Source organism: Streptomyces sp. NPDC002133 (genome assembly GCF_040296405.1).
In the GTDB taxonomy this organism is placed as follows: Bacteria; Actinomycetota; Actinomycetes; order Streptomycetales; family Streptomycetaceae; genus Streptomyces.
The window spans coordinates 39,082-61,295 of record NZ_JBEOXF010000028.1 but is presented as its reverse complement, the minus strand read 5'-3'; the positions used below and the strand labels follow the sequence as shown (position 1 = coordinate 61,295).

The window sequence follows — 22,214 nt, the reverse complement described above, 5'->3', positions numbered from 1 at the left end:
CGGACCGTCTGACCTGCTGTACAGTCTCTCTCGCAGCCAAGGAACGGGCTGCGAAACCTGGTCCTGTGGAGCAGTTTGGAGTGCTCGCCACCCTGTCAAGGTGGAGGCCGCGGGTTCAAATCCCGTCAGGACCGCAGCAACGAAAGGCCCTCGCATCGCTTGATGCGGGGGCCTTCGTCATGCGGGCCCGGCGCGCTCCTGCACCAGGCGGTGCGGAAGCTTGCCGTGCAGCCCTCGGGGCCGCGCCCGCGGGGGAACCGCCATCGGACAGGGCACGTCCCGTCAAGACCGCGTCAATACGGAAGGCCCCGCACCGTTTGGTGCGGGGCCTTCCGACGTATTGACGGGGCCACTTGCCGCCGGTACCCAGTCAAGACAGGGGTAGGGGGCCCCCGACCGCGGAGGTGGCGCATGGCGGCATCCACAGCGAGGCACGAGACCCGGGCGCTGCTGCGCGCCCATCTGGCGGCCGTCTCGGGCTACCGGCACTTCACCCGGCACTGTCCGGTGTGCCATCGACTGCTGCGCCTCGCCATGGACGCCACGGATGCCACGGACGGCCCGCACGCCACGGAGGCGGTGGCACCCGCCGAGCCGGACGGGACGACCGCCGAGGACGACACCTCGACACGGCCTCCGGCCGTGTGACGGGAGTCACGTCACAAGTTTTCCGAACGGGGGAGCTTACGCACCCCCTACAAGGACCCAATTTAATATGTGCAATTGCACCTCTCTGAGAGGGCTTCGCCGCCACTCCGAGCGACCCTCTGGCCAGCGCATCGCCGGCCCGCGGCACCGACCGCGCGGCGCACAAAAAAGATCGCGCTGGACCCGGCGGAGTCCAGCGCGATCGACGACGAAACCTGTTGGGGCAGGCGCCCGCCGTGTCGAGCTCTGTTTCGGGCTGCGGGCTTGGGGGACCCGGCTATGCCCTGCTATCGGGGTGTCAGGCCTCGCTGCGCTGCTGCGGAATACCCGCAAGCAGTGCGCGGACCTCTGCCTCGCGGTACCGGCGGTGTCCACCGAGCGTACGGATGGACGTGAGCTTGCCAGCCTTTGCCCAGCGAGTGACCGTCTTCGGGTCCACGCGGAACATCGTGGCAACCTCAGCCGGGGTCAGCAGCGGCTCGGCATCAGGGGTGCGAGCGGTCATGAGCGGCCTCCTCGGGAGAACCGAACCTTCTCGGTTCTTTCCTCTAAATTCTGCACCTTGACCCGCGTTGCCCGAAATGGCAGACGCGGGCCGAGTCGGTTATAGGACGAACGGCTTGTCCTCGGCACTACAACTACACCATCTGTCCAGCCACGTCGGCCAAACCGATGGAATTGCCCTCTCAGGTGTTCATCAGCGGCGGAAGCCGATGGACCATGCCATAACGGACAGTCACGTCACAGTGACGATCAGTCACAGAGTGATCAGGAGTCGTCAGACCCCCCATAGAGTGCAATGCTGAGCAATCCGCCACTTATGTAAGCGGAAGGAACCCTCCCCGGACTCCTTGTCCTATTTTGGCACGAGGGTGGGCGATGGACGCAAGGAGCGACTTAGTGCTGTCCGTCACGCTTGAGCCAAAGGCCCGGATCGGGACCTACGTCCCGCCACCACCCGTTCAGCAGCTCGCCACCGGAACGTCAGTTCGCGAACTGCCGGTCCCGCACCGCCCGCCACCGCTCCGCGAGCCGCCCGTACGCCTCGCCCGCGCCGTCGCCGTCACCGGCCCTGAGCGCCGCGATCCCCTCGGCGAGGTCCGCCGCCGAGCGGTCGTCGGCGAGCTGCTCAGGGGTGAGGGCGTGGACGAGCCCCCCGTAGTCGAGCTCGACCAGCGAGCGCGGGTGGAATTCCTCCATCCACTTCCCCACATCCACCAGGCCCTCGGTCAGGGGTCCCTCGTCGATCGTCTCCCTCAGCGCTTTGAGCGCCCGTGCGAGCCTGCGCCTGGCCTGCACCATCGGCGTCCGGTAGCGCAGCAGCGGCGGCACACCGGGCACGTCCCCGGGCTCGTACTCGCGCTCCTCGTCCGCGAAGAGCGCGAACCAGCGCACCGGCACCTGCCACACCGCCGTCCTGATCCACGGCCGGGCGTCGGGGTTGCGCTCGCGCCACGCCTCGTAGTCCGCGGCGGCCTGCCCGCGCACCACGGGCGGCAGCACCGCGTCCAGCACGGGCTCGGGCAACTGGCCGGCCAGCTCCTCCAGCGCCAGCCAGCCGCGCAGTCTGGTGCGCCAGGGGCAGACGCAGACCACCCCGTCCACCTCGACGACGAAGGCCTCCGCGCTCTCGTGGACCGGCACCGGCACGGGGGGCGTCGGCAGCAAGTCCGCCAGGGAGCGCCGGAGTTCGTCCTGGGCCGTGGGTGTGCGGCCGCTGCGGGCGTAGCGCGCCCAGTGGCTCCGCTCCGGCTCGGGAAAGGCCGCCAGCGGCTCGTACACCCGCAGGTAGGAGGCGTACGGGACGAGCACAGAAGTGACGGCCGGCATGTCGCAAATCCTTCCACGCGCGTACTCCGGGAGGGGGTGATCCTCGGCACTGGGTCGGATCTACGCACCCGTAGGACTTACTCTCTTGCCCACCGGGTCCCTCCCCACCCGCAGGAGGGTCCACAAACCGCCGCTTCGTACTTGGGAGTCACCACCGTGACCGATGTGACCGACGGCGTCCTGCACACCCTGTTCCACTCGGACCAGGGGGGCCACGAACAAGTCGTGCTGTGCCAGGACCGCACCAGTGGCCTGAAGGCCGTCATCGCCATCCACTCCACCGCCCTGGGCCCCGCCCTCGGCGGAACGCGCTTCTACCCCTACGCCTCCGAGGAAGCGGCCGTCGCCGACGCGCTGAACCTCTCGCGCGGGATGTCGTACAAGAACGCCATGGCCGGCCTCGACCACGGCGGCGGCAAGGCCGTGATCATCGGGGACCCGGATCTGATCAAGACCGAGGAGCTGCTGCTGGCCTACGGCCGGTTCGTGGCGTCGCTCGGTGGCCGTTACGTCACGGCCTGCGACGTCGGCACGTACGTCGCCGACATGGACGTCGTCGCGCGCGAGAACCGCTGGACCACGGGACGCTCCCCGGAGAACGGCGGCGCGGGCGACTCGTCCGTCCTCACCGCGTACGGCGTCTTCCAGGGCATGCGCGCCTCCGCGCAGCACGAGTGGGGCGACCCGACGCTGCGGGGCCGCAAGGTCGGTGTCGCCGGCGTCGGCAAGGTCGGCCACTACCTGGTCGAGCATCTGCTGGAGGACGGCGCCAAGGTCGTCATCACGGACGTGCGGGAGGAGTCGGTGCGCCGTATCACCGACAAGTTCCCGCAGGTCGCCGTGGCCGAGAACACCGACGCGCTGATCCGCACCGAGGGCCTGGACATCTACGCCCCCTGTGCGCTCGGCGGCGCGCTGAACGACGCGAGCGTCCCCGTGCTGACCGCGCGGATCGTCTGCGGCGCGGCCAACAACCAGCTGGCGCACCCGGGCATCGAGAAGGACCTCGCCGACCGCCACATCCTTTACGCGCCCGACTACGTCGTGAACGCGGGCGGCGTCATCCAGGTCGCCGACGAGCTCCACGGGTTCGACTTCGACCGGTGCAAGGCGAAGGCGTCGAAGATCTTCGACACCACGCTGGCCATATTCGCACGTGCGAAGGAAGACGGCATTCCGCCGGCCGCCGCGGCCGACCGGATCGCCGAGCAGCGGATGGCGGAGGCGCGCCGCCGCTGAGCCGGCGGCCACGGACGGGACCGCGGACGCGACCGGGGACGCCGGTGAAGCGGTCACGACACGGCCACGGAGCGGATGCCCGCCGACCGGGGAGACAAGACTCACGCCGGTCGGCGGGTCGACCGCCAAGAAGAGGTTAAAATCGTGGTTGACCAGCGAGGACAGGGCACCTCGCGGGTTCTGCGAGGTGGCACGTCATGCGGGCGGCGTACCGTATGGCCGCGGAAGCAGGTACCGTTGAAGCTCTACGGACCGGTCTCTCCGAGGAGAGCCCGTTCCGAATCATGAACGCGTGTCAAGACTCTGGGGCCGTCGAGCCCCGTCACCGAGGGGGTCGAGCCATGGGGCGCGGCCGGGCCAAGGCCAAGCAGACGAAGGTCGCCCGCCAGCTGAAGTACAACAGCGGCGGGACTGACCTGTCGCGTCTGGCCAACGAGCTGGGCGCATCGACTTCGAGTCCGATTTCTAGCGAGCCGCCGAATGGTGAGCCGTTCGAGGACGACGAAGAAGACGACCCGTACGCCCGCTACGCGGAGCTGTACAACGACGACGAGGACGAAGAGGACGAAGAGTCCGGTCCCTCGTCGCAGCGTCGCGGCGCTTGACGCCTGCACACTTCAGACCCGGCCCGGGGCCTCGCCCCGGACCGGGTTCTGTGCTGTTCAGCTCGCGTAGTCGCCGCTCAGTGCCGCGCCGGTGGTGTGCTCGCCACGCTCGGTGATCTCACCGGCGACCCAGGCGTCGACGCCTCGGTCGGCGAGCGTCGTCAGGGCCACGTCGACCGACTCCGCCGGGACGACGGCCATCATGCCGACGCCCATGTTGAGGGTCTTCTCCAGCTCCAGCCGCTCGACCTGACCGGCCGAGCCGACGAGGTCGAAGACCGCGCCGGGGGCCCAGGTGGACCGGTCGAGGGCCGCGTGCAGGCCGTCGGGGACGACGCGGGCCAGATTCGCCGCGAGCCCGCCGCCGGTGATGTGGCTGAAGGCGTGCACCTCGGTGGTCCGGGTCAGCGCCAGGCAGTCCAGCGAGTAGATCTTGGTGGGCTCCAGCAGCTCCTCGCCGAGGGTGCGGCCGAACTCCGGGATCTCGCGGTCGAGCGTCCAGCCCATGCGGTCGAACACCACGTGGCGGACGAGCGAGTACCCGTTCGAGTGAAGGCCGGAGGACGCCATGGCGATGACCGCGTCCCCCGTACGGATACGATCCGCGCCCAGCAGCCGGTCGGCCTCCACGACGCCCGTACCGGCGCCGGCGACGTCGAAGTCGTCCGGACCCAGCAGGCCCGGGTGCTCGGCGGTCTCGCCGCCGATCAGGGCCGTTCCGGCCAGCACACAGCCCTCGGCGATGCCCTTCACGATGGCGGCGACTCGCTCCGGGTGGACCTTGCCCACGCAGATGTAGTCGGTCATGAACAGGGGCTCGGCTCCGCAGACGACGATGTCGTCCATGACCATCGCCACGAGGTCGTGGCCGATCGTGTCGTAGACGCCCATCTGACGGGCCAGGTCGACCTTGGTACCGACGCCGTCGGTGGCGGAGGCGAGCAGCGGGCGCTCGTAGCGCTTGAACGCGGAGGCGTCGAAGAGGCCGGCGAAGCCGCCGATGCCACCGAGGACCTCGGGACGCCGCGTCTTCTTCACCCACTCCTTCATGAGCTCGACGGCGCGGTCGCCCGCCTCGATGTCGACACCCGCAGCCGCGTAGGAAGCACCAGCAGTCTCAGACATTGCCTGAAATCTTTCGATTGGTTGAACGGGGCCTGATTACGGACGACGGAGCGCGTCGGCGGCGTCGGCGCCGCCCGCCAGCTCGGTCTCCAGCAGCTGCTTGCCCAGCAGCTCGGGGTCGGGCAGCTCCATCGGGTACTCGCCGTCGAAGCAGGCGCGGCACAGGTTCGGCTTGGCGATGGTGGTCGCCTCGATCATGCCGTCGAGGGAGATGTACGCGAGGGAGTCGGCGCCGAGCGAGGTGCCGATCTCCTCGATGGACATGCCGTTCGCGATGAGCTCGGCACGGGTGGCGAAATCTATGCCGAAGAAGCACGGCCACTTGACGGGCGGCGACGAGATCCGGATGTGGACCTCGGCGGCGCCGGCCTCCCGGAGCATCCTGACCAGGGCGCGCTGGGTGTTGCCGCGGACGATCGAGTCGTCGACGACCACCAGGCGCTTGCCCTTGATGACTTCCTTCAGGGGGTTCAGCTTGAGGCGGATGCCGAGCTGGCGGATGGTCTGCGAGGGCTGGATGAAGGTCCGGCCGACATACGCGTTCTTGACCAGTCCCGCGCCGTAGGGGATGCCGGAAGCCTCCGCGTAGCCGATGGCGGCGGGGGTGCCGGACTCGGGCGTCGCTATGACGAGGTCGGCCTCGGCGGGCGCTTCCTTCGCGAGGCGGCGGCCCATCTCCACACGGGAGAGATAGACGTTGCGCCCGGCGATGTCCGTGTCGGGGCGGGCGAGGTACACGTACTCGAAGACACAGCCCTTGGGCTTCGCTTCTGCGAATCGAGAGGTGCGCAAGCCGTTCTCGTCGATCGCGATGAGCTCGCCCGCCTCGATCTCGCGGACGAAACTCGCACCGCAGATGTCGAGGGCGGCGGTCTCGGACGCGACGACCCAGCCGCGCTCCAGCCGGCCGAGGACCAACGGGCGGATGCCCTGCGGGTCGCGGGCGGCATAGAGGGTGTGCTCGTCCATGAAGACGAGGGAGAAGGCGCCCCTGACCTCGGGCAGGACCTTGGCGGCCGCCTCCTCGACGGTCAGCGGCTTGCCGTCCGCGTCGGTCTGCCCGGCGAGCAGCGCGGTGACGAGGTCGGTGTCGTTGGTGGCGGCGACCTGGGTGGCGCGGCCGTCCTTGCGGGGCAGATCGGCGACCATCTCGGCGAGCTGCGCCGTGTTCACCAGATTGCCGTTGTGGCCGAGCGCGATCGAACCGTGGGCGGTGGCCCGGAAGGTCGGCTGCGCGTTCTCCCATACGGAGGCACCGGTGGTCGAGTAGCGGGCGTGACCGACCGCGATATGCCCCTGGAGGGAGCCGAGGGAAGTCTCGTCGAAGACCTGGGACACAAGGCCCATGTCCTTGAAGACGAGGATCTGGGAGCCGTTGCTGACCGCGATACCCGCGGATTCCTGGCCCCGGTGTTGGAGGGCGTAGAGCCCGAAGTACGTGAGCTTGGCGACCTCTTCGCCCGGAGCCCAGACACCGAAGACGCCGCAAGCGTCCTGGGGGCCCTTCTCGCCGGGGAGCAGGTCGTGGTTGAGTCGTCCGTCACCACGTGGCACGCCACCGAGTGTAGGCGAGATCGACCACTGGTCCGAATTGGGGACGGCGCGGAAGCGGGTCCGAAGGACTCGGAGGTTCCCACAAAAGCCGCGTAACGAAGCCTTTGGGGGCTTGTACGGGCGGCTGCGGGGCGTCCGGGGGCGTGCCGCACATCACTCTCCGCACTGTCCCGGCAGGCCCTTTGCCGAGACGTCGTGCCCCGAGGGGCTCCGGCCCACCGCAGCCCCTCGCCGACCGCGCGGTCGCGCTCGTGGAGCGCCGACACGCCGACCGCACAGGGCCCGGCCGCGAGATCAGCCGGCCGTCGCCGCCAGCCCCTCGCCGCCCTGCGCTGTGAGGGTCAGGCCGCGGTGCTCCAGCTCGTACGTCACCTTGCCCTGCAGGACCTTGGCCACGGCCCGCTCCAGGGTCGTCTCGGGGCGGGGGCACATCCTGCGTGTGGTGGCCAGCCGGCCGAAGGTGATCTCGGATCCGGAGATCTTCGCAGCGCCGCTGAAGGTGTTGCAGCCGAGGCTGCCGCGTACGGAACCGTCCTTGCCGAAGACGAAGTGTGCCTTCTTCTCCGTGCCGGCCGGCAGGGAGGCCGCCGTGTCACCCGTCAGCAGGGACGTGACCGTCCACTCGGTGCCGACGAGCGGGGCGGCGGTCTGCCTGCTCAGGGCGATGGAGTCGCCGCTCGCCGTCGTCAGGGTGAGGTTCCGGCTCCCGTCCGACAGTTTCGCCGTGAGCTTGCCGGAGAACGCCTTGGTCATCGCCTTCTCGAAGGCAGCCAGGTCCTCCGGGCAGCCGATCTCGGTCATCTCGCCCGGTCCGACCGTGATCGTGTCGCCGTGGACCGTGACATCGGCGCCGAAGTGGTTGCAGCCGTTGTTGCCCGAGGCACGCCCCTTGGCCCCGTCCTTGGTGTCGATCTCGAGATGGGCACCGGCCGGGGCGGCCGTCCTCTTCCCGCCGACGGTGACGCTCTCGACGGTCCAGTGGATGCCGGTGACGGGCACCTCGGGCCGTACGGATCCGCCCGCGCCGTCCGAGCCCGCGCCCGCACCGGTATCCGTGCCACAGGCGGTGAGCGTGAGGACGGCGGTCACGGCGGCCGCGACGGGAACGATCAGCTGGGTTCGCATGCCGATGTGACGGTGCGGCCGCGACAGCGGTTCCCTCGTCGGTCCGGCCGGAGCGGCTGCTCAGCCCATCAGGGGCAGCAGCCCGGACAGGTCGGCCCGCTCCCCGCTCGCACTCACCTTCGCCGCGCCGACCGCCTCGCCCCACTCCGTACGCCCCGTCGCCAGCCGGATCCAGGTCAGCGGGTCGGTCTCGACGACGTTCGGCGGGGTGCCACGTGTGTGCCGGGGCCCCTCGACGCACTGCACCACGGCGTAGGGCGGGACCCGCACCTCCACCGAGCCACCGGGCGCCTTCACGGCGAGCGCGTCCGCGAGCAGCCGTACGCAGGCGGCGAGCGCCTGCCGGTCGTACGGGACGTCGAGTCCGGTCGCGGCATTGAAGTCGTCGGTGTGGACGACGAGCTCCACGACGCGGGTGACCAGGAAGTCACCGAGCCGCATCACTCCCATCCGGGCCTGGATCAACCGGTCGTCGGAGGTCGCCGCCAGGATGTCGGCGAGCTCCGCGGCGGTGCGCTCGTACAGCGCGTGCAGCGCGTCGACGTCCTGGGCCGCCTCCGTGACGGCGCGCGTGTCCTCGTCGATCGCCCCGGCCCGCTCGGCCGTCGTGAACGGCCAGTCCAGCAGCGCGACGTCCCGCTTCGGCGGCTCCGGCTGCCCGGCGGTCCGGGCGACGGACCCGACCGCGAGCGTGAAGTGGGCGGCCAGCTCGCGGACGGTCCAGTCGCCGAGCCGCGTGGGCAGGTCGAGCTGCTCGGGCGTCAACGCCCGCACCGCCTCCCGCACATGCCCGAACTGCGCGAGCACGGCGGCACGGATCTTGGCGGAGTCATAGCTGCGGGTGCGCTTCCTGGCCGGGGGCATGGAGCGAGGCTAGCCTCCCCCGGAGCTTCGCCCGGGAGGTGCCCGCCCCCTTCCGCCTGGCAGGTGGTACGGACCCGGCGGAGGATGAGAGAGGGCGGACCCATCACGGACGTACTCGCACGAAAGGCATGAAACGATCATGGCTGAGCACCCGGACAGCGCCCTCGTACGCCGCGGCTACGAAGCATTCGGCAAAGGCGACTGGGACGCCCTCGCGTCCATGACGACAGCGGACGTCGTCCACCACGTTCCCGGGAACAACCCGGTCTCCGGGCACCACAAGGGCCGCGACGCGGTGCTGGAGCTCTACGGGAAGGTCGCCGAGCTGACGCATGGCACCTACCGGAACGACCTGAGGACGGTGTCCGCCGACGGCCGCGGACACGTCATGGCCTTCCACCGGACCTTCGCCGAGTGCGGCGACCGCGGGATCGAGATGAACAACGGGCTGTTCTTCACCATCGTCGGCGGCAAGATCAGCGACATCGACGAGTGTGTCGAGGACATCGACGAGTCGGACGCGTTCTGGCACGCCGCCGCGGCCTGAGCCGGGAGCCCGCGCTCCTACGGCACGCGGCCCCGCTCCCGGGTGGGAGCGGGGCCGCGTACGGGTCCCAGCAGGGCGCCCGGCACCCGGCGCCGCGCGTCAGGTGTCAGGCCTGAGGCCTCAGGCGAGCAGAGCCGGAATGGTCTCCTCGTGCGCGGTGCGCAGCTCGCTCAGCGGAATGCCGAACTCGCCCTGCACCTCCACCGCGTCCCCGTCGACCACACCGATCCGCGTCGCCGGCAGACCCCGCGCGCCGCACATGTCGGTGAAGCGGAGCTCCTCGCTGCGCGGGACGGCGACGACCGCGCGGCCCGCCGACTCGCTGAAGAGGAACGTGAACGCGTCGAGGCCGTCGGGGACGACCAGGCGCGCGCCCTTGCCGCCGCGCAGACACGACTCGGTGACCGCCTGGATCACGCCGCCGTCCGACACGTCGTGCGCCGCGTCGACCATGCCGTCGCGGGAGGCGGAGATCAGGATCTCGCCGAGCAGCTTCTCCCGGTCCAGGTCGACCTTCGGCGGCAGGCCGCCGAGGTGGTCGTGGACGACCTGCGACCAGGCCGACCCGCCGAACTCCTCGCGCGTCTCGCCCAGCAGGTAGAGCAGCTGGCCCTCCTCGGCGAAGGCGATCGGCGTACGGCGCGTGACGTCGTCGATCACACCGAGGACCGCCACGACCGGCGTCGGGTGGATCGCCGTCTCACCCGTCTGGTTGTAGAGGGAGACGTTGCCGCCGGTCACCGGCGTGCCGAGCTGCAGGCAGCCGTCCGCCAGGCCGCGCGTGGCCTCGGCGAACTGCCACATGACGGCCGGGTCCTCGGGCGAGCCGAAGTTCAGGCAGTCCGAGATCGCGAGCGGCTTGGCACCCGACGCGGCGACATTGCGGTACGCCTCGGCCAGGGCGAGCTGCGCACCCGTGTACGGGTCGAGCTTCGCGTACCGGCCGTTGCCGTCCGTGGCGACCGCGACACCGAGGTTGGTGTCCGGGTCGATCCGGACCATGCCGGAGTCCTCGGGCTGGGCGAGCACGGTGTTGCCCTGCACGAAGCGGTCGTACTGGCCGGTGATCCACGCCTTCGACGCCTGGTTCGGCGACGCGACGACCTTGAGCACCTGCGCGCGCAGCTCCTCGGCGGTCGCCGGACGGGGCAGCGCACCCGCGTCGTCGGCCTGCAGCGCGTCCTGCCACTCGGGGCGGGCGTAGGGGCGCTCGTACACCGGGCCCTCGTGCGCCACGGTCCGCGGCGGCACGTCGACGATCTGCTCACCGTGCCAGAAGATCTCCAGGCGCTCGCCGTCCGTCACCTCGCCGATGACGGTGGCGATGACGTCCCACTTCTCGCAGATCTCCAGGAAGCGGTCGACGTACCGCGGCTCGACGATCGCGCACATGCGCTCCTGCGACTCGCTCATGAGGATCTCCTCGGGCGAGAGCGTCGCGTCACGCAGCGGCACGGTGTCGAGCTCGACCCGCATACCGCCGGAGCCGGCGGAGGCGAGCTCGCTGGTGGCGCAGGACAGACCGGCGCCGCCGAGGTCCTGGATGCCCGCGACCAGCTGCTCCTTGAAGATCTCGAGCGTGCACTCGATGAGGAGCTTCTCCTGGAACGGGTCGCCGACCTGGACGGCCGGGCGCTTGGCCGGGCCGGTCGACTCGAAGGTCTCGCTCGCGAGGACCGACACGCCGCCGATGCCGTCGCCGCCGGTACGGGCGCCGTACAGGATCACCTTGTTGCCGGGGCCGGACGCCTTCGCGAGGTGGATGTCCTCGTGCTTCATGACGCCCACGCACAGGGCGTTGACCAGCGGGTTGCCCTGGTAGCAGGAGTCGAAGACGACCTCGCCGCCGATGTTCGGCAGGCCCAGGCAGTTGCCGTAGCCTCCGATGCCCGCGACGACGCCCGGCAGGACGCGCTTGGTGTCGGGGTGGTCGGCCGCGCCGAAGCGCAGCGGGTCCATGACGGCGACCGGGCGGGCGCCCATGGCGAGGATGTCGCGGACGATGCCGCCGACGCCGGTGGCCGCGCCCTGGTACGGCTCGATGTAGCTGGGGTGGTTGTGCGACTCGACCTTGAAGGTGACCGCGTACCCCTGGCCGACGTCCACGACGCCGGCGTTCTCGCCGATGCCGACGAGGAGGGCGTCGTTCTCGGGGGCCTTCTCGCCGAACTGGCGCAGGTGGACCTTGCTGCTCTTGTACGAGCAGTGCTCGGACCACATGACGGAGTACATGGCGAGCTCGGCGCCGGTGGGCCGGCGGCCGAGGATCTCGCGGATGCGCGCGTACTCGTCCTCCTTGAGGCCGAGCTCCTTCCAGGGCTGCTCGACCTCGGGCGTCTCGGTGGCGTGCTTGACGGTGTCGAGAGTCATCAGACGTTGACCAGCTTCTTCAGGATCGAGGTGAAGAACCCGAGGCCGTCGGTGCGGCCGGTCCCGATCAGCGGCTCCACGGCGTGCTCGGGGTGCGGCATCAGACCGACGACGTTGCCGGCGGCGTTGGTGATGCCGGCGATGTCGCGCAGCGAGCCGTTGGGGTTCATGTCGACGTAGCGGAAGGCGACACGGCCCTCGGCCTCCAGCTCGTCGAGGACGCGCTCGTCCGCCACGTACCGGCCGTCGATGTTCTTGAGCGGGACGGAGATCTCCTGGCCCGCTTCGTAGTCGGTCGTCCAGGCGGTGCCGGCGTTCTCGACGCGGAGCTTCTGGTCACGGCAGATGAAGTGCAGGTGGTTGTTGCGCAGCATCGCACCGGGGAGCAGGTGCGTCTCGGTGAGCACCTGGAAACCGTTGCAGATGCCGAGAACCGGCATTCCGGCCTTCGCCTGGTCGATGATCGTCTCCATCACCGGCGAGAAGCGGGAGATCGCTCCGGCTCGCAGATAGTCGCCGTAGGAGAAGCCACCGGCAAGGACGACCGCGTCGACCTGCTTGAGGTCCTTGTCGCGGTGCCACAGCGACACCGGCTCGGCGCCCGCGATACGGACGGCACGCAGTGTGTCCCGGTCGTCGAGCGTTCCGGGGAAGGTGACGACTCCGATGCGAGCTGTCACGACTCCACCTTTACGACGAAGTCCTCGATGACGGTGTTGGCGAGGAACGTTTCGGCCATCTTGTGGATACGGGCGAGGGCGGCGTCGTCGACGGGCCCTTCCACCTCGAGTTCGAAGCGCTTTCCCTGACGTACGTCGGCGATCCCGTCGAAGCCCAGGCGGGGCAGTGCGCGCTGCACCGCCTGCCCCTGCGGGTCGAGGATCTCCGGCTTGAGCATGACGTCGACTACGACGCGTGCCACTGGCACTCCCGGTGGTGTGGTGCTGAAGGCGGTTCCCTCAGCGTACCCGCCCGAAAAATCTACGCGCATAGATATCCGGAGAGCCCCGGTGAAACCCCATGTGAAAATCCAGAGAAAAACCTTCCAGCCCCATTGCGGAAGACACGCTGATGCAATTGGCTGGGCTTCACAATGCGACGCCGACCGCTGTACAAAGGAATACAGCGGAAAGCAGCATTGCCCACGCATCAGCCGGAATACCGGTACCGCCGCATGTCAACACCGACCGGATGGCAATCCGGTCGCGATCCGGTCGCATCCGACCGGCCCTGACACGGCGAAACCGCAGGAAAGGACCGATATCCGTGGCTCAGCGCGTAGTGGTCACGCTCTTCGACGACATCGATGGCGGAGAAGCGGCGGAAACGGTCACGTTCGGCCTGGACGGGAAGTCGTACGAGATCGACCTGAATCCCTCCAATGCAGAGAAACTGCGCAACGCGCTCGCCCCGTACGTGGCGGCAGGACGCAAGACGTCCAGGCACGCGGGCAAGGCCCGCACGGAGTACCGGCACACCGCACTCGAACCCGCCCCGGCCGCCGTTCGCGCCTGGGCCCAGTCCAACAAGATGGACGTGCCGGCCCGCGGCCGGATCCCCAAGCGGGTCTACGAGGCCTTCCGCGAAGCGAGCTGAACCCACCCCGGAAAACCGGCAGAAGAGCCCCCGGAACCTCGTCGCCGATGAACCGAGTTGCACTCCACCCCCGCAGGTGGGCTAGAGTCTGGATCACGCCGAGGGGCGAGGCCGGAAGGCCGGACCTCGCGGAGCGTGCGGGTGTAGTTCAGTAGCAGAACAGCCCTCTTCCAGAGGGAAGGCGCAGTGTGCAATTCCTGTCACCCGCTCCGCACCACTCATCGACCACTCCGGTGGATCAGGTACAGTGGTGAACGCACCGCCCAGTGAGAGCTGAGCGGCAGCAATGCGGACGTGGCTCAGTTGGTAGAGCATCACCTTGCCAAGGTGAGGGTCGCGAGTTCGAATCTCGTCGTCCGCTCAGAGAGCGAAGGCCCTGGTCATCACGACCAGGGCCTTCCTCGTTCCCCTCCCGCCATCGGCACTGACATTTGTCATCTGCGGCGATGACATCGCGCACTGCCCGACGCCCCGTTCCGGCGGAAGCCCTGCAGCATGAAGACCGATGGCTCCTTGAAACACGTGATCGAAGCCGGTGAACTGCGCCGCAGTTGCGCGGGCGGCTTCGAGGCCGTGAGCGGAATCACCTTTTCCGTGGCACGCGGTGAGCTGTTCGCGCTGCTGGGCACGAACGGCGCGGGCAAGACCTCCACCGTCGAACTGCTGGAGGGCATGGCCGTCCCGAGCGGCTGCACCGTACGGGTGCTCAGGCAGGACCCGTACTGCGAACGGGCCGCCGTACGCCCCCGGATCGGGTCATGCTCCAGGAAGGCGGCTTTCCCTCCGAGCTGACGGTCACCGAGACCGTGCGGATGTGGGCCGGCTGCACGAGCGGCGCCCGCCCGGTGGCGGAGGCACTGGACATGGTCGGTCCCGGCGGCCGGTCCGGCGTGCGCGTCAAGCAGCTCTCCGGCGGGGAGCGGCGGCGGCTCGATCTGGCGTTGGCCCTGCTCGGCAGCCCCGAGGTCCTCTTCCTCGACGAGCCGACGACGGGGCTCGCCGCGGAAGGGCGCCGGGGCACCTGGGAGTTGGTGCGCCGCCTGCGGGACGGCGGGACGACCGTGCTGCTGACCACGCACTACCTGGAGGAGGCGGAGGCGCTCGCCGATCGCCTGGCGCTCATGCACCAGGGACGGATCGTGGTGTCCGGAACCCCGGCGGAGGTGACCGCCGCGCCCCTCCGGTATCCGCTTCCGTCTCCTGAGGGCGTCCCTGCGGGGCGACTGCCACTCACCCTGCGGGCAGCTGCGGACGAACGGCGCATCGAGACCCGCACCCGGGAGCTGCAGACCGCGCTCGGTGAACTGCTGCGCCGGGCGGCCGAGTCCGGCGTACGGCCGGCAGGGCTCGACGCCCGCTCCGCCTCGCTCGAAGAGGCGTTCCTCGACATCGCCGAGACGGCGCAGACGGAAACGGTGGGCATGTGATGCCGGTGGGTACGGTACGGCTGACCGCGCTCGGGCGGGCCGAGCTGACGCTTCTGGTGCGCAACCGGACGGCGCTGTTCGTCGCGCTGCTCCTGCCCGTGGCGATGGTGGCCGCGCTGCGGTCCTCGCTCGGCAGGTTCGACCTCGAAGGCGCGGGTGTGAGCCCGCACGGCGCACTGCTCAGCGGCGGCATCGGGATGGTGCTGATCCTTGTCGGGTACGTCAACCTCAACTCCGCGTTCGTGGCGCGGCGCGGCGCCAGGAGCTGGTGCTGAAGCGGCCGCGGGCGGGCGAGGTGACCCACACGGAGATCCTCGCCGGGACCGCGGGCATGGCGGGTGTGACCGTCGTGATGGGCGTGACGGGCATGACCGGTGTGACCGGCGCCCGCGATGACCGGCCGGAACCGCCGGGCGGCTCCCCGGTGTCCGGCCGCGGGCCGGGCGGGCGCGGGCCGACGGATGCTGGGGCGGGAAGCAGGACGTCATGGGTCGGGAGGACCACGTGCGCCGGAACCGCGTGCGGGTGCTGCTCGCCGACGACGAGCACCTCATCCGGGGAGCGCTCGCCGCGCTGCTCGGGCTTGAGGACGATCTCGTCGTCGTCGCCGAGGCGGCCTCCGGACCCGAGGCGCTCGCCATGGCGCGGGCCCACCGGCCCGATGTGGCGGTGCCGGACCTCCAGATGCCGGGCGCCGAGGGTGTGAACGTGGCCACATCACTGCGGGCCGAGCTGCCGGAGTGCCGGACCATGATCGTGACCGGCCACGGTCGCCCCGGGCATCTGAAGCGAGCCCTCGCTGCGGGGGTGCGCGGCTTCGTGCCGAAGACCCTCAGCGCCCGGCGGCTCGCCGAGATCATCCGCACCGTCCACCAGGGAAACCGTTACGTGGACCCCGAATTGGCCGCCGACGCCATCTCCGCCGGCGACTCGCCGCTCACTGCGCGCGAGGCCGAGGTGCTGGAACCGGCCGGGGACGGGGCGCCCATCGCGGAGATCGCGGAGCGGGCCTCACTGTCCCAGGGAACGGTCCGCGACTACCTGTCGTCGGCGGCCGCGAAGCTCGGCGCCGAGAACCGGCACACGGCGGTGCGCCTCGCACGCGAGCGAGGTTGGGTATAGTGGTTCCCGCGCTACGGCGCATGCGGACGTGGCTCAGTTGGTAGAGCATCACCTTGCCAAGGTGAGGGTCGCGAGTTCGAATCTCGTCGTCCGCTCTGTACGAACGAAGCCCCCGGCCGGTCGGCCGGGGGCTTCGTCGTGCTCAGGACCAGCTCGTACCGGTCAGCCGCTCGTACGCCTCCACGTACTTGGCGCGGGTCGCGTCCACGACCTCCTGTGGCAGCGCCGGCGGCGGCTGTTCGCTCCTGCGGTCCCAGCCGGAGGCCGGGGAGGTCAGCCAGTCGCGCACGTACTGCTTGTCGTACGAGGGCTGGGCGCGACCGGGCTGCCACTGGTCGGCGGGCCAGAAGCGCGAGGAGTCCGGGGTCAGCACCTCGTCGGCGATGATCAGCTGCTCGCCTTCGAAGCCGAACTCGAACTTGGTGTCCGCGAGGATGATCCCCCGCTCGCGGGCGATGTCCCGGGCGCGGCCGTAGACGGCGAGGGTCTTCTGGCGCAGCAGGGCGGCGTTCTCGGCGCCGACCTGGTGGACGACTTCCTGGTACGGCACGTTCTCGTCATGGTCGCCGACGGCCGCCTTCGTGGCGGGGGTGAAGATCGGGGCCGGGAGCTCGGATCCGTCCACCAGGCCCTCGGGGAGGGCGAGGCCGCAGACCGTGCGGGACTGCTCGTACTCGGCGAGGCCGGAGCCGGTCAGATAGCCGCGGGCGACGCACTCGACCGGCACCATCTCCAGGGCCTTGCAGACGAGTGTGCGGCCCGCCCAGTCGGCGGGGGCCCCGGCCGGGAGGTCGGTGGAGATCACATGGTTGGGGACGAGGTCCACGAGGCGCTCGAACCACCAGAGGGACAGCTGTGTGAGGACCCGTCCCTTGTCGGGGATCTCGGTGGGCAGCACCCAGTCGTACGCGGACATCCGGTCGCTCGCGACCATCACGAGCTCACCGGCCTCGGTCTCGTACAGGTCTCGCACCTTGCCCGTGTGGAGGTGGGTCAGACCCGGAACCTGAAGCGGCTCGGGCTTTTCTACGAATCCGGACACGGTTCCTCCGCGTAGATTGATCCAGGAGCGCTTCGATTCTCCCGTATGCGACGCGGACCGGCTCCCGTGGGGGTCCTGCGGTCAGTCGCGCTTGCAGATGCGGTCGAGGAGATTGGCAGTCGCGCGCTGGATACGGGTGTCCACATGGCCGGGGCGGTCGAGGGCAGGGGACCAGGCGAACGTGCCGGACGCGAAGACGAGGGCACCCGAGGGGGCTCGGTAGAGGGACGTCTCCTGGTGGCGGAGGACGCCGTCGCCGTCCTGGTAGGGCGAGTGGGCGAGGAGGATGCGGCCCTGGTGATCGGGGAGCGGGGTGCGGGGGAAGTAGCGGTCGGCCTCGCCCGCGACCAGGCCCGGGATCTCGTCGCCGTCTCCCGCGCCGGTCGCCTCCCAGAGCCAGTGCTCTGCGTTGCGGACCACCAGGGGGTGGGGCTCGGGGACCCGGCCCACGTACTGGATGCCGAGCAGCTGCTGCTCCGCGCGGTCGACCTCGCGCCAGAGGGCGGGGCGGCCGGGGCCTCGGCGCTTGCGGCAGGTGAGGAGTCGGTCGGCGACGCCGGAGGGGGACGGGCCGAGCTCGACCTGCCAGTACATGGTGTTGGCGGAGAGGAAGACGAGGGATGTGCCGTGCTCGCGGGCGAGCTCGGCGGTGCGGCGCATGGGCGCCGACCAGTACTCGTCGTGGCCGGGGAAGACCAGGCCCCGGTAGCGGGTGGGGTCGACCCGCCCGGCGTGCAGATCGCGGGTGTCGGCGTAGGCGAGGTCGTAGCCGTACCGCTCGGCCCAGCGGATGAAGTCGTACGCGTGCCCCACGTGCAGAGGGAGGCCCGCGCCCGCGTACGGGCGGTCGAAGGAGACCGTGATCGCGGCGTCCTCCTCGCCGAGGAGCCGCCCGTGCTCGTCCCAGGCGTGGTAAAGGCTGGCCCCGGTGCGGCCGTCCTCGGGATAGAGGTTGTACGCCTGCCAGGTGACGTCGGGGAGCAGCAGGAGCAGATCGGCCGGATGGCTGTCGCGGACGGTGAAGGGGATGTGCGAGCGGTATCCGTCGACGGTGGTCAGGACCGCGACGTAGGCCCCGATCGACCAGAAGGCGGGGATCTGCAGCCGCCAGGAGAGCCACCAGTGGTGACAGGAGACCGTGCGGTCGGCGGTGAGCGGGGGCGGCTGGACGATGCCGGAGAGGCGCGGGCTCGTGGTGATCTTGGCGGCGCCGTCGCCGCTGTAGTGACCGATCCGGTAGACGTCGACGGAGAACTGCTGCGGCGGGTCGACCGTCACATGGAAGTCGATGGCCTCGCCCGGGGCGACGGCGCCGGTGGAGGCGAAGCCCTTGATCTGGCGGCGTACGTCGTCGGCGGTGCGGGGGCCGCGGGCACTCCGGCCGCGATCGGGGTCCGCGTACCACGGCACGACCTGGCCGGTGTCGTCGAAGTAGTGCTCGCTGCCGCGCAGCCAGGGCAGGGGGCCCTGGCCGAAGGGGTCGGTGACGGCGTGGGCGAGGGCGCCCGATTCCCACCGCCGGATCTGCTCCGCCCCCATGGCGCCCCTCCTTCGACTCTCCGCGACCGCTGGTGATGAAAGCCGTTGATGACGATGACGGACTGCTGACACCCGTGCCGACAGCGGTCGATGGAAGCGCCTGCTGTCGGTGCCAGTCCCAGCACATCACATAACGCACGCACTCCGTCACCGTTCGTCGTGAATTGACGTGAACGGAATTCACCATTCCGCTCAGGTCCGGTCATCAGACCAGGCGGACGGGCTTCTCGGAGCGGATTCCGACGGAGGTGAACCAGTCGCGCAGGGGCCCCGGATCGCCGTCCTCGACCAGGCTCAGCACCCGGCCGCCCAGATCCGCGCTGCGCTCGCCGCGTATGAGGAGGGCCGGTCCGTCGAGCCAGTCGAGCCCGGGCACGGCGCCCGCGGTGTCGACGGCCGCGCAGCAGACCATGGCGGTGACGTGGTCGGCGAGGAGCTCGCGGTCGGTACGGGGTGGCAGGAGGGGGAACAGGGGCAGCGGGTCCTTGCCCCACATGGCCGCGGCGCCGCTCACCGGGTCGGCGACCGGGGCGCCGCATGCCGTGGCGCCCGCGGACCGTTCGCGCGCGGCCTCTTCGCGTGCCACCTCGGCGCTGATCCCGGCGGCGAGCGCGGCGCCGGGGACGGCGGACGCGGGGAGACGGTCGGTGTCTTCGCCGGCTTCCGCGGCGTCGGCGGTGTCAGCGGCCTCGGACGACTCTGTCGCGGGGCGGCCGGGCCCGGGGGCGGCCGGCGCATGTCCGGCGTCTGCGGCCACGGGAGCGGCCGCGGGTACGGCGGCGCCCGCATCGCCCTTACAGCCGGGACTGGCGCCGGAGAGGTAGTCCACGACCCGGGCGAGGGTCGGCCCTGCGGGCGCCGCGGCGGGGCGGACCCCCATCACGTCCAGGACGCGGTGCAGCCGGGCCGCCTCCGTGCGCCACTTGCGGTCGACGACCTCTTCCGGATACGCCTGCCAGTCCACCGGCGACCAGTCGGCGCCGCCCTCGGCCGGGCCCCCGTGGAAGAGGCGGGCGGCCAGCAGCGATGCGGCCTCGTCGACCGCGCCGGGCTCCTCCAGGAGATCGCAGGCGGGGCGCTCGCCCAGCCGGGACGCGAAGCCCTCCGCCAGCCGGTCGCGCCGGGACAGCTCGGTCAGCGCGGAGACCACGCCGGCGTCGAGGCGGGAGGGCCAGCGCCCCATCCGCCAGGCGGGCAGCGCGACCCGGGTCAGCAGCCGGTCCCAGCCGGCATAGGCGAGCCCGACCTGCTCCTGGGCGACGATCCGCAGACCGTAGTCCACCGTCTGTGCGCGCTCGGACGCGGCGGCGGCGACGCCCCGCTCCATCTCGGTGGCATGGGCACGGCAGCTGCGCAGCAGGACCTTGGCGACCCCGCCGGCCAGGCCCAGCGCCGGGCCGCGTATCGGACCGAGCCCGGGGCGGGCGGCGACGCCCACCGCGGCGTCCAGCCCGCGCACGAAACGGCGGGCGGCGGCTATGTCCGGGTGTGCGGACGGGCCCGTACCGGCAACGACCGGGGCGAGCACGGCCCGCAGCTCGGCCACCCGCATCCACCACAGGAAGGGCGAGCCGATGACCAGCACGGGTGCGTCGGCAGAGCGGCGGGCGCCGCCCGGTATCGCGCCGGACGGTCGGCTGCCGGGGCGCCCGGCGGCCTGTTTCGCCTGGGTCGCCGGATGCGTACGGTCCTCGAGCCAGCTGTCGCAGTCCGGCGTGAGGGCTATCGCGGACGGCACGGGGACGTCCAGCCGGCCGGCGAGGTCCTCCACCAGCCGGTACAGATCCGGGGCCGCCTTCTCGGCCAGCTCCACCGTCGGACTGACGGCCGGCCTGGCCCGGGCGATCACCGCGGCGACGGCCGCCGCGACGAGCAGCACGACGACCGCGGTGACCGTCGCGACCCAGCGGGCGGTCTCCCAACTTCCGCCGCCCGTACGTCCCGTGGCCTCGCCTGCGAGCAGGACGACGGCGACGGCCGCGGGCAGCAGCGCAACGGCCAGCGCCCTGCTGCGGATGCGCAGCACGGCGAGGGCTCGGGAGCGCGCGGACAGCGCGCCCGCCTCCTCACCGATACCGGTTCCGGACACGGCCGGACTCACCCCCTCTGCCCTGCGGCGGTGTAGCTCACTCCCCCACTGTGGCACCCGCCACCGACATCGCAATGCCGGTGGGCCAAGTGCCCGAACGCCTGCGCCGCACCCTAGTTGGGGCGTCGACAGGCGTCATCCGGATGGGGCAGCCGTCACTCGATGGAATGGCTTTGGGCAAAGGTGATGACGGCCGTCGGCGTCCGTGGGTTCAGCCTTCCGCGGCCTTGCGTGCGATGTCCGTACGGTGCTGCGAACCGTCGAGCCGGATACGGCCGACTGCCGCGTACGCACGCTCGCGGGCCTGCGTCAGGTTCGCTCCGGTGGCGGTCACCGAGAGCACACGGCCGCCGGCGCTCACGATCTCGTCGCTTTCCTGCCTGGTCCCGGCGTGCAGGACGTACGCGTACGGCGAATCCTGCTCCGCGACCGCGTCGAGTCCCTCGATCGGGTCGCCGGTGCGCGGTGTGTCCGGGTAGTTGTGCGAGGCGATCACGACGGTGACGGCGGCGTCGTCGTGCCAGTTCAGCGGGGGCTCGATGTCGAGTGTGCCGCGCGCCGCGTTGAGCAGGACGCTCGCGAGCGGGGTCTTGAGGCGGGCGAGGACCACCTGGGTCTCGGGGTCACCGAACCGGGCGTTGAACTCGATGACCCGCACGCCACGGCTCGTGATCGCCAGACCGGCGTACAGGAGTCCGGCGAACGGGGTGCCGCGACGGCGCAGCTCGTCCACGGTGGGCTGGAGCACGGTCGCCATGACCTCGTCGACGAGCTTGGGGTCGGCCCACGGGAGCGGGGAGTACGCGCCCATGCCGCCGGTGTTCGGGCCCTCGTCGTCGTCCAGCGCGCGCTTGAAGTCCTGGGCGGGCTGGAGGGGAAGCACGGTCTCGCCGTCGGTGATGGCGAAGAGGGAGACCTCGGGCCCGTCGAGGTACTCCTCGATGACGACGCGTTCGCAGGCGAGGGCGTGCTCGCGGGCCTTCTCCAGGTCGCCGGTCACGACGACGCCCTTGCCGGCGGCGAGTCCGTCGTCCTTGACGACGTAGGGGGCCCCGAAGGCGTCGAGGGCCTCGTCGATCTCCTCGGGGGTGGTGCACACGTACGAGCGGGCGGTGGGCACGTTCGCCGAGGCCATCACCTCCTTGGCGAAGGCCTTGGAGCCTTCCAGCTGGGCGGCCTCGCGGGACGGGCCGAAGCAGGCGATGCCCGCGGCCCGTACGGCGTCGGCGACTCCTGCGACGAGGGGTGCCTCGGGTCCGACGACGACCAGGTCCGCCTGGAGCCCGGTGGCGAGCGCGGCCACGGCGGCGCCGTCGAGGGCGTCCACCGGGTGCAGTTCGGCGACCCCGGCGATTCCGGCGTTGCCGGGCGCGCAGTGCAGAGCGGTGACGTCGGGGTCGAGGGAGAGAGAGCGGCACAGGGCGTGTTCGCGGGCGCCGCCGCCGATGACGAGGACCTTCACGGCAGCCAGGGTAGCCCGCGCGGTGCGGGT

The 22,214-nt window shown here is 70.8% G+C and carries 21 protein-coding genes, 4 tRNA genes and 1 pseudogene; 13 read left to right on the top strand and 13 right to left on the bottom strand.

Annotated features, from left to right (window positions below):
* Positions 1–59: 59 nt before the first annotated feature.
* Positions 60–134 (top strand) — tRNA-Asp (locus tag ABT078_RS24605).
* 277 nt (positions 135–411) lie between these two features.
* The gene (locus ABT078_RS24600; protein ID WP_351231191.1) at positions 412–648 is read left to right on the top strand and encodes a DUF6274 family protein; all 237 of its coding nucleotides are present in this window, start codon (positions 412–414) and stop codon (positions 646–648) included.
* Positions 649–946: 298 nt separating this feature from the next.
* Here ABT078_RS24600 and bldC read toward each other — a convergent pair whose 3' ends face one another.
* Both bldC and ABT078_RS24590 read right to left on the bottom strand, forming a co-directional pair.
* Positions 947–1,153, bottom strand: coding sequence for a developmental transcriptional regulator BldC (gene bldC / locus ABT078_RS24595; RefSeq protein ID WP_003949541.1), 207 nt, complete (start codon positions 1,151–1,153; stop codon positions 947–949).
* Between the two features lie 479 nt (positions 1,154–1,632).
* Entirely contained in the window at positions 1,633–2,478 is an 846-nt protein-coding gene (locus tag ABT078_RS24590) for a DUF8083 family protein (RefSeq protein WP_351231189.1), read from the bottom strand.
* A gap of 156 nt (positions 2,479–2,634) precedes the next feature.
* On the opposite strand from ABT078_RS24590, the gene ABT078_RS24585 reads away from it, so the two are divergent.
* Both ABT078_RS24585 and ABT078_RS24580 read left to right on the top strand, forming a co-directional pair.
* Positions 2,635–3,717 (top strand): Leu/Phe/Val dehydrogenase, encoded by a 1,083-nt coding sequence (locus tag ABT078_RS24585; RefSeq protein ID WP_351231187.1) that lies wholly within the window; start codon positions 2,635–2,637, stop codon positions 3,715–3,717.
* A 341-nt stretch (positions 3,718–4,058) separates the two neighbouring features.
* Positions 4,059–4,322: a DUF3073 domain-containing protein gene (locus tag ABT078_RS24580; protein ID WP_351231185.1), complete on the top strand. Its 264-nt coding sequence runs from the start codon at positions 4,059–4,061 to the stop codon at positions 4,320–4,322.
* Positions 4,323–4,379: 57 nt separating this feature from the next.
* Here ABT078_RS24580 and purM read toward each other — a convergent pair whose 3' ends face one another.
* The 4 genes from purM to ABT078_RS24560 form a co-directional block, all read right to left on the bottom strand.
* Positions 4,380–5,447 (bottom strand): phosphoribosylformylglycinamidine cyclo-ligase, encoded by a 1,068-nt coding sequence (gene purM / locus ABT078_RS24575; RefSeq protein WP_351231183.1) that lies wholly within the window; start codon positions 5,445–5,447, stop codon positions 4,380–4,382.
* A 36-nt stretch (positions 5,448–5,483) separates the two neighbouring features.
* Positions 5,484–7,001 carry an amidophosphoribosyltransferase gene (purF, locus tag ABT078_RS24570; RefSeq protein WP_351231181.1) on the bottom strand — a complete coding sequence of 506 codons (1,518 nt, stop codon included), beginning with the start codon at positions 6,999–7,001 and terminating at the stop codon, positions 5,484–5,486.
* A gap of 294 nt (positions 7,002–7,295) precedes the next feature.
* Positions 7,296–8,126 carry an META domain-containing protein gene (locus ABT078_RS24565; RefSeq protein ID WP_351231179.1) on the bottom strand — a complete coding sequence of 277 codons (831 nt, stop codon included), beginning with the start codon at positions 8,124–8,126 and terminating at the stop codon, positions 7,296–7,298.
* 60 nt (positions 8,127–8,186) lie between these two features.
* Positions 8,187–8,990 (bottom strand): maleylpyruvate isomerase family mycothiol-dependent enzyme, encoded by an 804-nt coding sequence (locus ABT078_RS24560; protein ID WP_351231177.1) that lies wholly within the window; start codon positions 8,988–8,990, stop codon positions 8,187–8,189.
* Positions 8,991–9,129: 139 nt separating this feature from the next.
* On the opposite strand from ABT078_RS24560, the gene ABT078_RS24555 reads away from it, so the two are divergent.
* Complete coding sequence (locus ABT078_RS24555; protein ID WP_351231174.1) at positions 9,130–9,537, top strand: nuclear transport factor 2 family protein; 408 nt, start codon at positions 9,130–9,132, stop codon at positions 9,535–9,537.
* Positions 9,538–9,657: 120 nt separating this feature from the next.
* Here ABT078_RS24555 and purL read toward each other — a convergent pair whose 3' ends face one another.
* The 3 genes from purL to purS are packed head-to-tail and all read right to left on the bottom strand — an operon-like array spanning position 9,658 to position 12,829.
* On the bottom strand, positions 9,658–11,907 hold the full coding sequence (gene purL, locus ABT078_RS24550; protein WP_351231172.1) for a phosphoribosylformylglycinamidine synthase subunit PurL: 2,250 nt from the start codon (positions 11,905–11,907) through the stop codon (positions 9,658–9,660).
* Positions 11,907–12,587 (bottom strand): phosphoribosylformylglycinamidine synthase subunit PurQ, encoded by a 681-nt coding sequence (gene purQ, locus ABT078_RS24545; protein ID WP_351231170.1) that lies wholly within the window; start codon positions 12,585–12,587, stop codon positions 11,907–11,909. Before purQ ends, purL begins: the two co-directional genes overlap by 1 nt.
* On the bottom strand, positions 12,584–12,829 hold the full coding sequence (gene purS / locus ABT078_RS24540; protein ID WP_351231168.1) for a phosphoribosylformylglycinamidine synthase subunit PurS: 246 nt from the start codon (positions 12,827–12,829) through the stop codon (positions 12,584–12,586). Before purS ends, purQ begins: the two co-directional genes overlap by 4 nt.
* A 344-nt stretch (positions 12,830–13,173) precedes the next feature.
* On the opposite strand from purS, the gene ABT078_RS24535 reads away from it, so the two are divergent.
* The 8 genes and pseudogenes from ABT078_RS24535 to ABT078_RS24505 all read left to right on the top strand — a co-directional run bounded on the left by ABT078_RS24535 (position 13,174) and on the right by ABT078_RS24505 (position 16,147).
* Complete coding sequence (locus ABT078_RS24535; protein ID WP_351231166.1) at positions 13,174–13,503, top strand: histone-like nucleoid-structuring protein Lsr2; 330 nt, start codon at positions 13,174–13,176, stop codon at positions 13,501–13,503.
* Positions 13,504–13,640: 137 nt separating this feature from the next.
* A tRNA-Gly gene (locus tag ABT078_RS24530) sits at positions 13,641–13,712 on the top strand.
* A 79-nt stretch (positions 13,713–13,791) separates the two neighbouring features.
* Positions 13,792–13,864, top strand: a tRNA-Gly gene (locus ABT078_RS24525).
* A 134-nt stretch (positions 13,865–13,998) separates the two neighbouring features.
* Positions 13,999–14,435 (top strand): annotated as a pseudogene (locus ABT078_RS42755) (ATP-binding cassette domain-containing protein); the annotation flags it as partial.
* 189 nt (positions 14,436–14,624) lie between these two features.
* Positions 14,625–14,930: a hypothetical protein gene (locus ABT078_RS42750; protein ID WP_502981298.1), complete on the top strand. Its 306-nt coding sequence runs from the start codon at positions 14,625–14,627 to the stop codon at positions 14,928–14,930.
* On the top strand, positions 14,930–15,205 hold the full coding sequence (locus ABT078_RS24515; RefSeq protein ID WP_502981290.1) for a hypothetical protein: 276 nt from the start codon (positions 14,930–14,932) through the stop codon (positions 15,203–15,205). The genes ABT078_RS42750 and ABT078_RS24515 overlap by 1 nt, the downstream gene beginning before the upstream one ends.
* Before the next feature lie 229 nt (positions 15,206–15,434).
* A complete protein-coding gene (locus ABT078_RS24510; protein ID WP_351231164.1) occupies positions 15,435–16,052 on the top strand; it encodes a response regulator in 618 nt (205 codons plus the stop codon).
* A gap of 22 nt (positions 16,053–16,074) precedes the next feature.
* Positions 16,075–16,147 (top strand) — tRNA-Gly (locus ABT078_RS24505).
* A gap of 47 nt (positions 16,148–16,194) precedes the next feature.
* Here ABT078_RS24505 and ABT078_RS24500 read toward each other — a convergent pair.
* The 4 genes from ABT078_RS24500 to purD form a co-directional block, all read right to left on the bottom strand.
* Positions 16,195–17,094: a phosphoribosylaminoimidazolesuccinocarboxamide synthase gene (locus ABT078_RS24500; protein ID WP_351231162.1), complete on the bottom strand. Its 900-nt coding sequence runs from the start codon at positions 17,092–17,094 to the stop codon at positions 16,195–16,197.
* A gap of 81 nt (positions 17,095–17,175) precedes the next feature.
* Positions 17,176–18,633 (bottom strand): N,N-dimethylformamidase beta subunit family domain-containing protein, encoded by a 1,458-nt coding sequence (locus ABT078_RS24495; RefSeq protein ID WP_351231160.1) that lies wholly within the window; start codon positions 18,631–18,633, stop codon positions 17,176–17,178.
* 205 nt (positions 18,634–18,838) lie between these two features.
* Positions 18,839–20,722: a hypothetical protein gene (locus ABT078_RS24490; RefSeq protein WP_351231158.1), complete on the bottom strand. Its 1,884-nt coding sequence runs from the start codon at positions 20,720–20,722 to the stop codon at positions 18,839–18,841.
* A gap of 211 nt (positions 20,723–20,933) precedes the next feature.
* The gene (gene purD / locus ABT078_RS24485) at positions 20,934–22,184 is read right to left on the bottom strand and encodes a phosphoribosylamine--glycine ligase (RefSeq protein ID WP_351231156.1); all 1,251 of its coding nucleotides are present in this window, start codon (positions 22,182–22,184) and stop codon (positions 20,934–20,936) included.
* Positions 22,185–22,214: the final 30 nt, after the last annotated feature.

Excerpts from the sequence above, each read along its gene's own strand:
- ABT078_RS24560 (WP_351231177.1), bottom strand. The coding sequence starts at position 8,990 with ATGCCCCCGGCCAGGAAGCGCACCCGCAGCTATGACTCCGCCAAGATC.
- ABT078_RS42750 (WP_502981298.1), top strand. The coding sequence starts at position 14,625 with ATGCACCAGGGACGGATCGTGGTGTCCGGAACCCCGGCGGAGGTGACC.
- ABT078_RS24555 (WP_351231174.1), top strand. The coding sequence starts at position 9,130 with ATGGCTGAGCACCCGGACAGCGCCCTCGTACGCCGCGGCTACGAAGCA.
- ABT078_RS24565 (WP_351231179.1), bottom strand. The coding sequence starts at position 8,126 with ATGCGAACCCAGCTGATCGTTCCCGTCGCGGCCGCCGTGACCGCCGTC.
- ABT078_RS24515 (WP_502981290.1), top strand. The coding sequence starts at position 14,930 with ATGCCGGTGGGTACGGTACGGCTGACCGCGCTCGGGCGGGCCGAGCTG.
- ABT078_RS24600 (WP_351231191.1), top strand. The coding sequence starts at position 412 with ATGGCGGCATCCACAGCGAGGCACGAGACCCGGGCGCTGCTGCGCGCC.
- ABT078_RS24495 (WP_351231160.1), bottom strand. The coding sequence starts at position 18,633 with ATGGGGGCGGAGCAGATCCGGCGGTGGGAATCGGGCGCCCTCGCCCAC.
- bldC (WP_003949541.1), bottom strand. The coding sequence starts at position 1,153 with ATGACCGCTCGCACCCCTGATGCCGAGCCGCTGCTGACCCCGGCTGAG.
- ABT078_RS24580 (WP_351231185.1), top strand. The coding sequence starts at position 4,059 with ATGGGGCGCGGCCGGGCCAAGGCCAAGCAGACGAAGGTCGCCCGCCAG.
- purM (WP_351231183.1), bottom strand. The coding sequence starts at position 5,447 with ATGTCTGAGACTGCTGGTGCTTCCTACGCGGCTGCGGGTGTCGACATC.
- purL (WP_351231172.1), bottom strand. The coding sequence starts at position 11,907 with ATGACTCTCGACACCGTCAAGCACGCCACCGAGACGCCCGAGGTCGAG.
- ABT078_RS24590 (WP_351231189.1), bottom strand. The coding sequence starts at position 2,478 with ATGCCGGCCGTCACTTCTGTGCTCGTCCCGTACGCCTCCTACCTGCGG.